Source organism: Klebsiella sp. Sb-30 (assembly GCF_057652795.1).
Genome location: NZ_CM172749.1, coordinates 3431464 through 3444146, shown reverse-complemented (window position 1 = coordinate 3444146; position 12683 = coordinate 3431464). Strand labels below are relative to the sequence as shown.

General features: G+C 53.4%; 13 protein-coding genes. 7 read left to right on the top strand and 6 right to left on the bottom strand.

Annotation, left to right across the window (positions count from 1 at the left end; genetic code table 11):
* Nucleotides 1-5: 5 nt before the first annotated feature.
* The 4 genes from pqiA to rmf all read left to right on the top strand — a co-directional run bounded on the left by pqiA (nt 6) and on the right by rmf (nt 3884).
* Nucleotides 6-1274, top strand: coding sequence for a membrane integrity-associated transporter subunit PqiA (gene pqiA, locus AC236I_RS16165; RefSeq protein ID WP_044346494.1), 1269 nt, complete (start codon nt 6-8; stop codon nt 1272-1274).
* Nucleotides 1264-2901 (top strand): intermembrane transport protein PqiB, encoded by a 1638-nt coding sequence (gene pqiB / locus AC236I_RS16160; protein ID WP_004860144.1) that lies wholly within the window; start codon nt 1264-1266, stop codon nt 2899-2901. Before pqiA ends, pqiB begins: the two co-directional genes overlap by 11 nt.
* Entirely contained in the window at nt 2901-3461 is a 561-nt protein-coding gene (gene pqiC, locus AC236I_RS16155; protein WP_004860145.1) for a membrane integrity-associated transporter subunit PqiC, read from the top strand. Before pqiB ends, pqiC begins: the two co-directional genes overlap by 1 nt.
* Before the next feature lie 255 nt (nt 3462-3716).
* Nucleotides 3717-3884 (top strand): ribosome modulation factor, encoded by a 168-nt coding sequence (gene rmf / locus AC236I_RS16150; RefSeq protein ID WP_004871568.1) that lies wholly within the window; start codon nt 3717-3719, stop codon nt 3882-3884.
* 66 nt (nt 3885-3950) lie between these two features.
* Here the strand turns inward: rmf and fabA are convergent, their stop codons facing one another.
* Together fabA and AC236I_RS16140 are read right to left on the bottom strand one after the other, a co-directional pair.
* Nucleotides 3951-4469, bottom strand: coding sequence for a bifunctional 3-hydroxydecanoyl-ACP dehydratase/trans-2-decenoyl-ACP isomerase (fabA, locus tag AC236I_RS16145; RefSeq protein ID WP_004860150.1), 519 nt, complete (start codon nt 4467-4469; stop codon nt 3951-3953).
* 69 nt (nt 4470-4538) lie between these two features.
* Nucleotides 4539-6296: an AAA family ATPase gene (locus AC236I_RS16140; RefSeq protein ID WP_097357567.1), complete on the bottom strand. Its 1758-nt coding sequence runs from the start codon at nt 6294-6296 to the stop codon at nt 4539-4541.
* 185 nt (nt 6297-6481) lie between these two features.
* Between AC236I_RS16140 and matP the strand changes: the two genes are divergently transcribed.
* Nucleotides 6482-6934, top strand: coding sequence for a macrodomain Ter protein MatP (gene matP, locus AC236I_RS16135; RefSeq protein ID WP_048023133.1), 453 nt, complete (start codon nt 6482-6484; stop codon nt 6932-6934).
* A 108-nt stretch (nt 6935-7042) separates the two neighbouring features.
* Here matP and ompA read toward each other — a convergent pair whose 3' ends face one another.
* Nucleotides 7043-8113: a porin OmpA gene (ompA, locus tag AC236I_RS16130; RefSeq protein ID WP_004860157.1), complete on the bottom strand. Its 1071-nt coding sequence runs from the start codon at nt 8111-8113 to the stop codon at nt 7043-7045.
* 352 nt (nt 8114-8465) lie between these two features.
* The gene (sulA, locus tag AC236I_RS16125) at nt 8466-8975 is read right to left on the bottom strand and encodes an SOS-induced cell division inhibitor SulA (protein WP_004860159.1); all 510 of its coding nucleotides are present in this window, start codon (nt 8973-8975) and stop codon (nt 8466-8468) included.
* Nucleotides 8976-9001: 26 nt separating this feature from the next.
* On the opposite strand from sulA, the gene AC236I_RS16120 reads away from it, so the two are divergent.
* Together AC236I_RS16120 and AC236I_RS16115 are read left to right on the top strand one after the other, a co-directional pair.
* Complete coding sequence (locus AC236I_RS16120) at nt 9002-9322, top strand: hypothetical protein (protein WP_128620917.1); 321 nt, start codon at nt 9002-9004, stop codon at nt 9320-9322.
* Between the two features lie 114 nt (nt 9323-9436).
* Nucleotides 9437-10060, top strand: a complete 624-nt coding sequence (locus tag AC236I_RS16115) for a TfoX/Sxy family DNA transformation protein (RefSeq protein ID WP_004860161.1) — start codon at nt 9437-9439, stop codon at nt 10058-10060.
* On the opposite strand, the gene yccS is transcribed toward AC236I_RS16115, so the two are convergent.
* Entirely contained in the window at nt 10048-12183 is a 2136-nt protein-coding gene (gene yccS, locus AC236I_RS16110) for a YccS family putative transporter (protein ID WP_004860163.1), read from the bottom strand. The genes AC236I_RS16115 and yccS overlap by 13 nt on opposite strands.
* A 17-nt stretch (nt 12184-12200) precedes the next feature.
* Nucleotides 12201-12647, bottom strand: coding sequence for a YccF domain-containing protein (locus tag AC236I_RS16105; RefSeq protein WP_004860167.1), 447 nt, complete (start codon nt 12645-12647; stop codon nt 12201-12203).
* Between the last annotated feature and the right edge of the window lie 36 nt (nt 12648-12683).

Sequence of the window (12683 nt, the reverse complement as noted above, 5' to 3'; positions counted from 1 at the left end):
TTTTCATGTGCGATCATCATCATGCTGCGCGGCATATCCTGTGCCCACAATGTGATTTGCTGGTGGCTTTGCCGCAGCTGGAGCATCGCCAGAAAGCCGTGTGTCCGCGCTGCGGCACGACGCTGACAACTTCGTGGGACGCGCCCCGGCAGCGTCCTACAGCCTATGCGCTGGTGGCGTTGTTTATGCTGCTGTTGGCCAATCTGTTTCCCTTTGTGGATATGAAGGTGAGCGGTCTCAGCAGCGAAATCAAGCTGCTGGAAATCCCCGGCGTGCTGTTTAGCGAAGATTACGCCAGCCTCGGCACCTTCTTTTTACTCTTCGTACAGCTGGTGCCCGCTTTTTGTCTGGTCACCATTCTGCTGCTGGTCAACCGCATTCATATGCCGCGCGCGCTAAAGGCGTTTCTGGCGCGCATTCTGTTTCACCTTAAAACCTGGGGAATGGCGGAGATTTTCCTCGCCGGGGTGCTGGTGAGCTTCGTCAAGCTGATGGCATACGGTGATATCGGCGTCGGCTTAAGCTTCGTTCCCTGGTGTTTGTTCTGCATGCTGCAGCTGCGTGCGCTGCAGTGCGTAGACCGGCGCTGGTTGTGGGACGATATTGCCCCGATGCCGGCGGTGACGCAGCCGCTGAAGATCGGCGTGACGGGGATCCGCCAGGGGCTACGTTCATGTTCGTGCTGTACCGCGGTTTTGCCCGCTGATGAAGCCGTTTGTCCCCGCTGTCAGACAAAAGGTACCGCGCGACGCAAGCATAGCCTGCAGTGGACGCTGGCCCTGCTGCTGACCTCATGCGTCCTTTATCTGCCCGCCAATATCATGCCGATCATGATTACCGATTTACTGGGCGATAAATTGCCGTCAACGATCATGGCGGGGGTGATCCTGCTGTGGAGTGAAGGCTCGTACCCGGTGGCGCTGGTGATATTTATCGCCAGTATTATGGTGCCGACGCTGAAAATGCTCGCCATTGCCTGGCTGTGCTGGAACGCTAACGGTAATGGACAGCGCGACTCGGAGCGCATGCACCTGATTTACGAAATTGTGGAGTTTGTTGGCCGCTGGTCAATGATTGATGTTTTTGTCATCGCTGTGCTCTCGGCGCTGGTGCGCATGGGAGGGTTGATGAGTATCTATCCTGCGATAGGGGCGGTGATGTTTGCGCTCGTTGTTGTCATGACAATGTTCTCAGCCATGACCTTTGACCCTCGTTTGTTGTGGGACCGTGAACCAGATTCAAGCCATGAGGAAATGCAGCAGCATGGAAAATAAGAGCGGAGAAGCGAAAGTGCAAAAGGTGAAGAACTGGTCACCCGTGTGGATCTTCCCCATCGTCACTGTGCTAATCGGCGCGTGGATTCTTTTTTATCACTACAGCCATCAAGGGCCGGAAGTGACGCTGATCACCACCAACGCTGAAGGGATTGAAGGCGGGAAAACCCGGATTAAAAGCCGCAGCGTGGATGTGGGGGTCGTCGAGAGCGCCACGTTGACCGACGATCTGACCCACGTAGAGATTAAAGCCCGGCTGAACGCCGGCATGAAGAAACTGTTGCATGAAGATTCCGTTTTTTGGGTCGTCAAACCGCAGGTAGGACGTGAAGGGATCAGCGGACTCGGTACGCTGTTGTCCGGAGCATATATTGAACTGCAGCCGGGGACGAAAGGCGGGGAGCCCGCCCGTTTCCCGCTGCTGGACTCTCCGCCGCTGGCTTCGCCGGATGCAAAAGGGATCCGTATTCTGCTGGAGAGTAATAAAGCGGGTCAGCTGTCGCCTGGCGATCCGGTACTCTTCCGTGGCTATCGCGTTGGATCGGTGGAAACCAGCTCCTTTGATGCCCAAAAGCGCAGCATCACCTATCAGCTGTTTATCAATGCGCCCAACGATCGTCTGGTAACAACCAACGTCCGCTTCTGGAAAGACAGCGGTATTGCGGTCGATCTCTCCTCATCCGGGATGCGCGTGGAGATGGGATCGCTGGCGACCCTGTTCGGCGGCGGCGTCAGCTTTGATATCCCGGAAGGTCTGGATATGGGCGAGCCGGTGGCGAACAAAACGGGTTACCATCTGTTTGACGATCAGAAGAGCATTCAGGATTCCGTCTTTACCCAGCATATTGATTACGTCATGTTCTTTAAAGACTCGGTGCGCGGACTGCAGCCGGGGGCTCCGGTCGAGTTCCGTGGAATCCGCCTGGGTACCGTCGGTAAAGTGCCGTTCTTTATTCCAGGACTGTATCAGCACCTGAATGAAGACTATCGTATCCCGGTAGAGGTTCGTATTGAACCAGAACGGCTGATTAGTCAGCTCGGCGGCGATCCAAATATCCGTACGCATATTGATGATCTGATTAATCGTGGCCTGCGGGGATCGCTGAAAACAGGGAACCTGGTGACCGGTGCGCTGTATATCGATCTCGACTTCTATCCGAAGGCGCCTCCGCGCGGCAAGATTCAGGAGTTTGGATCCTATCCGATCATTCCAACAATCAGCGGTGGTCTGGCGCAGATCCAGCAGCGCCTGATGGAAGCGCTGGATAAGATTAACAACCTGCCGATAAATCCGCTGTTGGAACAAGCGACCACCACGCTGGCGCAAAGTGAAAAAACGATGCAGCATGTTCAGACCACGCTGGATAGCCTGAACAAGATAGCGGCAAGCCCGTCAATGCAGCAGCTTCCTGGCGATATGCAGAATACGCTGCGCGAACTGAACCGCAGTATGCAGGGCTTCCAGCCAGGCTCGGCGGCATACAATAAAATGGTGGCCGATATGCAGCGACTGGATCAGGTTCTTCGCGAACTGCAGCCGGTACTGAAAACGCTCAATGATAAGAGCAATGCGCTGGTATTCGAGGCCAAGGATAAGAAAGATCCTCAGCCGAAGGGAGCGAAATAATGAAAAAATGGCTAATTGTGGCTGCGGCCTGCGCGTTGGCGGCCTGCAGCAGTGGGGAAAATAAAACCTACTATCAGCTTCCGGTTGTACAAAGCGGCGCGCAAAGCGCCGCCCACCAGAGCAGAAATCTGCTGTGGGTTGAACAGGTCAGTATCCCGGATTATCTGGCGGGCAACGGGGTGGTCTATCAGACCAGTGACGTGCAGTATGTCATTGCCAATAACAATCTGTGGGCCAGCCCGCTCGATCAGCAGCTGCGTACGACGCTGGTGGCGAATCTGAGTGCTCAACTTCCGGGCTGGGTGGTTGCTTCACAGCCTCTGGGCAGCGAACAGGATACGCTCAACGTGGCGGTTAATGGTTTCCATGGCCGTTACGATGGCCGGGTCATTGTCAGCGGTGAGTGGTTGCTCAAGCATCAGGGGCAGCTGATTAAGCGTCCGTTCAATATTGAGCTTAAGCAGCAGCAGGATGGCTATGATGCGATGGTGAAGACCCTGGCTCAGGCCTGGTCTCAGGAAGCCACGGCAATTGCCAGCGAATTGAATCGCCTGCCATAAGCAAAATGAATGAAAATGAAGCGCCGCGGTGGTCTGAAAAACCCCGCGGTTTTTTTATTTGTCTCGTCAGATCGTTACTTGTGCCGGTTCACATTTTTTGTACAAATGAATTTTCATGTAGCTCACAATTATGACAATGGCGTGAATTTTGCGCATTGACGTTGCCTCTGATTCGCGGTATTCGTTAACCGTGGTTGCACGTTTAGTGACCACTGTTTTCTTTTCCACCAGATCAAATAATGAGGGAAACGAGGCATGAAGAGACAAAAACGAGATCGCCTGGAACGGGCACATCAACGTGGATACCAGGCCGGGATAACCGGAAGATCGAAAGAAATGTGTCCCTACCAGACCTTGAACCAAAGGTCCTACTGGCTAGGAGGCTGGCGAGAAGCCATGGAGGACAGGGTACAAACTGCCTGACTGTCTCTTTAAAAAAAGAAGCCTCCGCAGAGCGGGGGCTTCGCCTTTTTTAAGCATCGCTGCTTATCAGAATGCAGACGTATCCTGGAACAGACCGACTTTCAGATCGTTTGCGGTGTAGATCAGACGATCGTCAACCAGCACTTCACCATCCGCCAGGCCCATAATCAGACGACGGTTAACAACGCGTTTGAAGTGAATACGGTAAGTGACTTTCTTCGCAGTCGGCAGGACCTGGCCGGTGAATTTTACCTCGCCAACGCCCAGTGCGCGGCCTTTGCCTTCGCCGCCGAGCCAGCCCAGATAGAAACCAACCAGCTGCCACATGGCATCCAGTCCCAGACAGCCAGGCATAACCGGATCGCCGATAAAGTGGCAACCGAAGAACCACAGGTCCGGGTTAATATCGAGTTCTGCTTCAACATAACCTTTATCGTAGTTACCACCCGTCTCAGTCATTTTGATGACGCGGTCCATCATCAGCATATTCGGCGCGGGTAACTGTGGGCCTTTTGCGCCAAACAGTTCACCACGGCCAGAGGCAAGAAGGTCTTCTTTCGTATAGGATTCGCGTTTATCTACCATGTTTTCAGTAAGCCTTATTTTGAGTTCGGGACGCAGGATAGCTAACACGTGTAAGCTGAACAAGTCCGATCAGTTCGAACCTGAACCACCTAACCAGCGTAGCGGCCACGGAAAACGATGACGACTCTCTTGCTGCGTCGCCTGCGCGATCCGTTCCTGGATGGTTTGCCGTAAAGTTTGCCCTTCACCGTCCCAGAGCAGCTGGGTCAGAACAGGCAGCGCTTCCGTGACATCTTCCACCGCCCAGATGAAAAACTGCTCGTCAGCAACGGCCTGCCGGAGTTCTGCTGCCAGACTCAGGTGGCGGATATTTGCCGCGGGAATAATGACCCCTTGCTTACCGGTTAATCCGCGCTGCTGGCAAATGGTGAAAAAGCCTTCGATTTTCTCATTAAGGCCGCCTACCGGCTGCACGCGACCAAACTGATCGACGGAACCGGTAATGGCGATGCTCTGATTAATCGGTACGCCAGCGAGAGCGCTGATTAGCGCACATAGCTCGGCCATCGAGGCGCTGTCGCCGTCGACTTCACTGTAGGATTGTTCGAAGGTCAGCGAAGCCGTGAAGGGGAGCTGCTGTTCGAGTTCCAGCTCGGACATCAGGAACGCCTGCATGATCATCATGCCTTTGGCATGGATGTTGCCGCCCAGTTCCGCCTTACGTTCAACGTCGATGAACTCACCGTCGCCGATGTGTACCACGCAGCTGATGCGGGACGGTTCGCCAAACGGACGCGGATGTCCGGGGAATTCGATGACCGACAAGGCGTTAATCTGGCCGATGCATTCGCCTTCGGTTTCAATCATTATCTGTTCTTGCAGGATTTCGTCCTGAATCCGCTCGGCGAGATAGCCTTCACGCCACTCGCGGCGGGCCAGCATGGTTTGCATCTCTTCCGCGGTGATCTGCCCACCTTCGCAGAACGCCGCCGCTTCGCGTAGCTGGCGGGCTATCCAGAGCGGGCACAGCGGTAATGTCCCCTGATCGCCGGTATAACGCGCGGCTTCCTGAATCAGCAGGGGCCAGGCGTCAGCGGCCACTCCCGGTAGTCCGAGCTGCTGCGCGTTTTTCCCTACCCACTGACACCACAGTTTGAGCGTATCTGCATCGGCAATCTGTATATTCTCTTCGTATTCGCTGTAAATCGCCTGAGCGGAGAGTTCGGGCTCCATCTCCTGGAAATCGGCCAATGAATCACGTTCCCCAACCAGAATCACTTTCAGGCTGAGCGCCATAGAGGGAATCGCGACCGGCAGAGGACGAGACTCGTCAATGGACAGCCAGTCAAAGCGCTGGCGGGTGACCATGCTTTTCAGACGCATCCAGAGCAGCGGCTGAGCGAGTAACGCGCGCAGAGAAATAATCAGTACGCCGCCGTTGGCCCGGTGTACCAGTCCCGGCTGGAGAGTGATTTCGCCGTTAAATTGGCGCACGCAGCCAAAGAGCTGCTCCGCTTCTACCCAGTCGGCAGTTTCAACCGGCGCGGAGCTGGCAAAATTATCGTCGGCATCTTTAGCCGGGGTGAGGGTGACGTTGCCGCCATTGACCTGATAGCGCACACCGTAGAGCGGTGCGGCAGGCTCATGTAAGGTTCGCGTTTCCGTCGCCAGCCACTGCAGGTACTCCGGCTCTTCCGGGGCTTTCACCAGCATGAATGGCGAGATGGTCGGAGTCACCAGAAGTTGCTCCAGACCATAGAATAAACGGGGCTGCAGTTCGCCGGAGAGGCCATCTTCCGCCTGGGCTAAATCGGCTTGTGCAAACAGCGCCTGATAACTTTCCGTATCAGGAGCGAGGTCGTTTCGGGTAAGTTTCGTAATGGTCAAAGTCGCTGTTTTTTAGTCAGATGTAAAACGCGCGATTATACCTTATGCTGCGTCTGAGCACACGGGGGATTGCGTTTGCCGTGATGATTACCGGGCTACCTGCATCACGAATGATGATTTATTCTCAGCACATTGGGAAAAAACTGATATCCTGAAATGAGTTACACGGTCACATTGAGATCGCAATGAAATATCAACAACTGGAAAACCTTGAAAGCGGCTGGAAATGGAAATATCTGGTAAAAAAGCACCGGGAAGGTGAGCTGATTACCCGCTACATTGAAGCCAGCGCAGCGAAAGCCGCGGTCGATGTCTTACTGACGCTCGAAAATGAACCTGTTCTGGTGCATACCTGGATTGAGCAGCATATGAATCCGGAGTTAATGAACCGGATGAAGCAGACAATCCGCGCGCGTCGGAAACGGCACTTCAACGCTGAGCATCTGCACACGCGCAAAAAGTCGATCGATCTGGAGTTTATGGTCTGGCAGCGACTGGCGGGACTCGCGCAGCGGCGTGGAAAAACCCTGTCTGAAACCATCGTACAGTTGATTGAAGACGCCGAGCATAAAGAGAAGTACGCCAGTAAAATGTCCAGCCTGAAGCACGATCTACAGGTGCTGTTGGGGAAAGAGTAGCTGCAAAGGACAGGGCAGGACGACAGTACCGGGCAGACTGTGTGTTGATACCAGAATTTAGCCCAAAAAAAACCCCGCCAAAGCGGGGTTTTTTATCGGTAGTTAAACTTAAGCCTGCGGCTGAGTTACTACGTCTTTGTAACCTTTAACTTCGATCTCTACGCGACGATCTGGGCCCAGGCAGTCGATCAGTGCAGCGCGAGCTTTCACGTTGTCACAGGTATTGCCGGTAACCGGGTTGGATTCACCCATGCCACGTGCGGAGATTTTGCCAGCCGGGATACCTTTAGACACCAGGTAATCAACAACGGACTGAGCACGTTTCTCAGACAGCTGCTGGTTGTAAGCGTCAGAACCGATACGGTCGGTGTAGCCCAGAACCACTGCAGAACCGTCTTTCGGATCCATGTTGCTCAGCTGAGTGTACAGCTGATCCAGCGCCTGCTGACCTTCCGGTTTCAGGGTAGATTTGTTGAAGTTGAACAGAACGTCAGACTTCAGAGTGAAGTGCTTAGTAGTCACTTCCGGAGCCGGTGCCGGTGCCGGAGCAACAACCGGAGCTGCTTCTTCCTGACCGAAACGGTAAGAAACACCCAGGCTCAGCATGCCGTTGTCAGGACGCGCGCCAACGGTACCTGCGTCACCGATGTTGTTAACCCACTGGTATTCCAGACGGGTAGCGATGTCACGAGTAACAGCCCACTCTAAACCACCAGCAAATACCGGGGATACGCCAGTGTCGTGTTCGCTGCGGGAAACGCCGGTAGAACCGTAGTTGCCGTCAGCATCTGCACGCCAGACCATACCACCCAGACGGGTATAGATATCCAGATCGTCAGTGATCGGGTAACCCAGTTTAGCAGTCAGCTGAACGCCCTGAGCTTTGAAAGCGCCGTTGTCTACGCTGCCTTTATATGCAACGCGACCCAGCCAATCGTAACCCATTTCAAAACCCAGGTACGGGTTTACCTGATAACCACCGAACGCACCAGCACCGAGCTGGCTGTTGTGGGTTGGGCCATTGTTGTTCTGGAAACCGTTACCGTAGAAACCGGTATCGTGAAACTGGGACCAGCCCAGTTTACCACCTGCATACCAGGTGTTATCTTTCGGTGCGGCCTGCGCTACGGTAGCGAAGCCAGCCAGTGCCACTGCAATCGCGATAGCTGTCTTTTTCATTTTTTGCGCCTCATTATCATCCAAAATTCGCCATGAAGTTACAAAAGACCTCACGGTTAAATCCTTCACCCGGGGCGTGACTTGTTGTTAACTATGCTGATACATGCAGCGTAAGCCGATCACCCCTGGCGATGTAAAGTCTACAACTTAGTTCGAAACTTACAAGTGTGAACTCCGTCAGGCATATGAAAAAAAAGGGTTGTGTACACAAGATTTAACAAATATGGTTAATTTTTGTTCGCCAAATAAAGCCGCGAAACCGCATCAGACAGGCATTCCGGTACAAATCACCCTGTTCAGAAAATGGTATTGTTGTAAGCAAAAAAAATTCTAGGATTAATCCTAATTTGGCTTAATGGTACAAATTCGAGTGAATTTTTAGCCCGCTGAGTTGTCTCCCAGCCGGGTTCGTATTTCCAACCGGCCGCATGATAAACCCCATTGCATGTCCTTCTTGTGCGGCGATGACCAGACGTTCGTGCTCTTCTGCCGTCAGTTCATCTGTCAGCCAGCCAATCACCACACTGTAATTCCCTGTGCGCAGCGCGCGGATCATCGAATCGACGGTGTTGAAAGGGGAGAGCTGATTAATCTGCATAACCTTCGACAGCGGTAATCCGGAAGACTGAACCCATTCGCGACTCAATTTCTGCTTCGGCGTGAGCCAGAGCTGCCAGCGAGACTGCTGGCCAAGCTGCTGTAATAAAGGTAGCAGGAGTAATTGCGTCATCATAGGTTGATCTTCACGGTAGACAATTTCACTGATCAGCCCGCTGGCCGGTTGTTCGACGACGTCATGTGAAGGGCGACGTACTGAAGCAGAAGTCAGTGATGAACGATTTGCGTAAGCTGAAGTAAACATAGTCTATCCCGCCTGTGGGTTACTGTATGAATATACAGTATATCCAGCAGGGGAAAAGATCAACCTCATTTATCACTTCATTGGTTGAAAATTGTACATTATTTTTGTCGCTTCCGCGCCAGACCTTCCTGGTGGGGAGAGTGGAGAGATCGATACTTCTCGGCAATGGTTATGGCAGAGACCAGATCGTCTGGTCCATCGCTATATTCATATCTCTCAAATTTTTCACCCTGCTCGCCAAACTATTCACTTGTATTTCAGTGCGCGGGGCTTGCGTATTTATTCCTTATATATCGGGTATTCCCGGCAGACAGTTTTCTGAAAGCACCTCGCAAAATGATGATTAAATGTTGAACAGTGTAAAAATCATCTTGCTGCAATATACGAAGTCACTTACTTTCTATATTAACGGATCCGTTCACAAATAATATTCTATTTACATGATTAACAAAGGAATAATCATGAAGAAAATTTCATCTTTACGGTTCCATCAACTCCAGGAATGTTTATCTCCACTCGGCAAAATAAGCTGTCGCCCGCTCTTTGGGGGCTATAGCCTTGCCATAGACGATACCGTTTTTGCCATGGTTGCCGAGGGCGAAATCTATCTTAAAATTTGTGAGCAGAGCGCGGAATATCGCGTTGTGCATGCTACCCCTCTTTTGACGATGCGGAAAAATGGTCGCCCGGTATTACTGAAATATTATCAGGTTGACGAGACTCTCTGGGGGGATAGCAAAACGCTTTTCAATCTATCGGCGTCCTCATTACAAAGTGCACGTAATGAAAAGCACCGACAGCGCGCGTCCGGAAGATTAAAAGATCTCCCGAACATCAGTTTTCACATGGAGCTGCTGTTGATTAACGCGGGCGTGAGCGATGAAAACATGCTCCGTCAGTTTGGGGCAGAGAAAGTCTGGCTGAAATTGCGCGAGTCAAATAAAGCCCTCACCCTGAATGTTCTCTATGCGCTGGAAGGCGCGATTGCCGGCGTGCATTCCGCAGCGCTCCCGACGCAGCGGCGTCAGGAGCTTAAGGTTTGGGCCGACAGCCAGCACAAGAGTATCGATGCTTACTCGGGTTGAACCGCAACCTGTTTTTGCAACCTGCAGATTTCCGGTAACAGCGCCAGCAGCAGACCAATTTGCTGAAGCACCAGCGGCTCTTTGCTGTCAGCCCGGGGCTCAAGATGTTGGATCCGGGTCTGCAGACTATTAAGCGCCTGCTGCACCCGCTGCTCGTCGGCAGGCGTGTGGTGCAGCGCATCATCCACGTAGCAGACGGCATCATCAAGCAGGGCGAGAATTTCCGCCGTCGTGAGTTTTTCCCGGTGCGCGCCGAGTGCGGAAATATAGCTGGTAAAGGTATGGTTCAGGCAAAGTAAACGGAATGCCGTTTCGCGCATGGCTGAGTTTGCCCGCGGTTCCGTCGACAGGTTTGATACCACAGATGCCAGTTCGCCATCCCGGCTATGGGCATCGCGGCGGGCAACGCGATAGGCCAGGCGGTTATCGCGTCCCTGGTGATATTGCTCGAGAATGGCATCGAGGTATCGGCAGTTGGCGTTGATAGCCTGGTCCAGCACCCGCGGCAAATTGCGGAACTTCCAGTCTGGCCAGATAAAGCTCACGGCCGCCCAGGCGATCGCACAGCCAATCAGCGTGTCGAAAATACGTGGTAGCGCGACCTCGAAACCTTCACCTAGCAGGTTAAAACACAGCAGAACCAGCAGGGTGATGAACATTGTCGCGTGGGCATACTGTACGTTGCGAAAAGCAAAAAACAGCACGCCGGTCAGGACAATGAGCAGCAGCTGGCCTTCAACAGATGGCACGAGCAGTAATATCGGCAGGCCTATGGCCACCCCAACCAGGGTACCGATAATCCTCAGCGCGAGCCGATGACGGGTGGCGTTATAGTTCGGCTGGCAGACAAACAGGCTGGTCAGGAGTATCCAGTATCCGTGGTCTAAGCCGGTGAACTGGATAAATGCATAGCCGGTACAGAGGACCAGTGACATCCTGACCGCATGACGGAACAGCGCCGATTCTGGCGACATGTTGCGGCGCAGCCGCAGCCAAATATCGCTGAAACTGTTAAGTCCATCGTCCGCGAGCAGGTTTTCGGTCGCGCTGTTTGCCGGGGCACTGGTTTGCGCCGATTCAATTGTTGCCAGCTGAGCATCGATCGCACGGAGATTGTTAAGCAGAAAGCCCAGCGCTTTCATCTGTTCAGCCGGAGCGCCGCTGGCGTGTACGCGGTCGAGGGCGGCATCAAGGTGCATAAATGCCCGCTCGAAATGGGCATCGTGCTGGTAAGGTTCGCGTAAAAGAATCGCGCGGGATAATTTCTGGCATGCCTGCGCCTGCATCGACAGCATGCGCTGGAAGCGGAACATTACATCGCTATAGCGAAAATGATCGCGTAGCGTTTGGTACTGAATGTGTGATGAACTGGCGCGCTCGTGAATATCCTGAGCAACAAAGTAGTATTGTAACGTGCGGCGGGTGCCGCGCTGGCCACGGTCGCCGCGCAGACGCGTCAGCAGAGAGGCCTTGGTCTGATTGAGCGTCGTCACCAGTTGACCATTGGCAATGGCTAAATCATACAGCGGCGCCTGGCTCTCATCCTCAATATCCGGGTCAAACAGACGGGATTTGAGCTCAAGGTAATGCGCCAGCTGTTCATAGCTGCGCGCAAGATTATCCTGCAGGGGGCGAATCGGGAAAATCAGGTGTCCGCAGAGGGTCAGCAGGTTGTACCAGACCGCACCGGTCAGCAGAAAGCACGGCTGCAGATACCAGCGATCGTAGAGCGTTACGCCCAGCATGGTATAAATGGCGATCAGCAAGGCGCCAAATGCGATAGTGGCATAACGCTGTCCCAGACCGCCGAGCAAAATAAATCCGGTGGTCGATACGGTTAACCCAAGCGCAAACAGCCAGGGCCAGGGGAACAGTAGCTCCACCGAGGCGGAAGCAATAAAAAAACACACCAGCGTGATGGCCAGATTGCGCAACCGGCCGGCCAGACGATCGTCGAGGTCGGTCAATGCCGCGGCCACCACGCCCAGCGTCAGGGGAATGGTCAGTTTGACTTCGCCAAGCCACCATGGAACGGCGGTTGTGCCGCAGAGTGCGATAAAAATCCTGGCGTTATACAGCCAGGCACTGTTCCATGTATAACGGCGTAGCAAGGGGCTAAGCATGGTCGTGTTCCGTCCGGTTACTGAAAGCGACGACGCGCATTTGCTTCACGCGCGGCACGAGCCGTTTCGACGGAAACCACTCTACGTCCCACCGGCCATAATGCAATGGCGGCAATTTTAAAATTAGCAATACCGACCGGGATGCCAATGATGGTCAGGCATTGGGCGATACCGCTGAAAATATGCATCAGGCACAGCCACCAGCCAAAAAAGATAAACCACAAAATATTCAGAATCGTACCACCGGCATTCAGCAGGCTATTTTTGCCTTGCGGTTCAAGTTCATCGACATGAATGGCTTCATTCCCGTAAGGCAGCAGGGAGAGTCGGGTAATTTCCCAGCATGAGCGGGTTAATGGCAAGGTGAAGATCAGGATGATGCTGACCAGGGTTGCCAGCAGCCAGCCCAGCGTGGTGGCGAAACCGCCAAGGATAAAGTTCAAAATATTCAGAATGGTACGCATAAACCCTCAGTTCAGTCCTGGAGATAATAAGACCTG

Bases quoted from the DNA above. Each gene is read 5' to 3' on its own strand.
- pqiA (WP_044346494.1), top strand. From the start codon at position 6: ATGTGCGATCATCATCATGCTGCGCGGCATATCCTGTGCCCACAATGT.
- pqiB (WP_004860144.1), top strand. From the start codon at position 1,264: ATGGAAAATAAGAGCGGAGAAGCGAAAGTGCAAAAGGTGAAGAACTGG.
- pqiC (WP_004860145.1), top strand. From the start codon at position 2,901: ATGAAAAAATGGCTAATTGTGGCTGCGGCCTGCGCGTTGGCGGCCTGC.
- rmf (WP_004871568.1), top strand. From the start codon at position 3,717: ATGAAGAGACAAAAACGAGATCGCCTGGAACGGGCACATCAACGTGGA.
- fabA (WP_004860150.1), bottom strand. From the start codon at position 4,469: ATGGTAGATAAACGCGAATCCTATACGAAAGAAGACCTTCTTGCCTCT.
- matP (WP_048023133.1), top strand. From the start codon at position 6,482: ATGAAATATCAACAACTGGAAAACCTTGAAAGCGGCTGGAAATGGAAA.
- ompA (WP_004860157.1), bottom strand. From the start codon at position 8,113: ATGAAAAAGACAGCTATCGCGATTGCAGTGGCACTGGCTGGCTTCGCT.
- sulA (WP_004860159.1), bottom strand. From the start codon at position 8,975: ATGTTTACTTCAGCTTACGCAAATCGTTCATCACTGACTTCTGCTTCA.
- AC236I_RS16120 (WP_128620917.1), top strand. From the start codon at position 9,002: ATGAATATACAGTATATCCAGCAGGGGAAAAGATCAACCTCATTTATC.
- AC236I_RS16115 (WP_004860161.1), top strand. From the start codon at position 9,437: ATGAAGAAAATTTCATCTTTACGGTTCCATCAACTCCAGGAATGTTTA.
- yccS (WP_004860163.1), bottom strand. From the start codon at position 12,183: ATGCTTAGCCCCTTGCTACGCCGTTATACATGGAACAGTGCCTGGCTG.
- AC236I_RS16105 (WP_004860167.1), bottom strand. From the start codon at position 12,647: ATGCGTACCATTCTGAATATTTTGAACTTTATCCTTGGCGGTTTCGCC.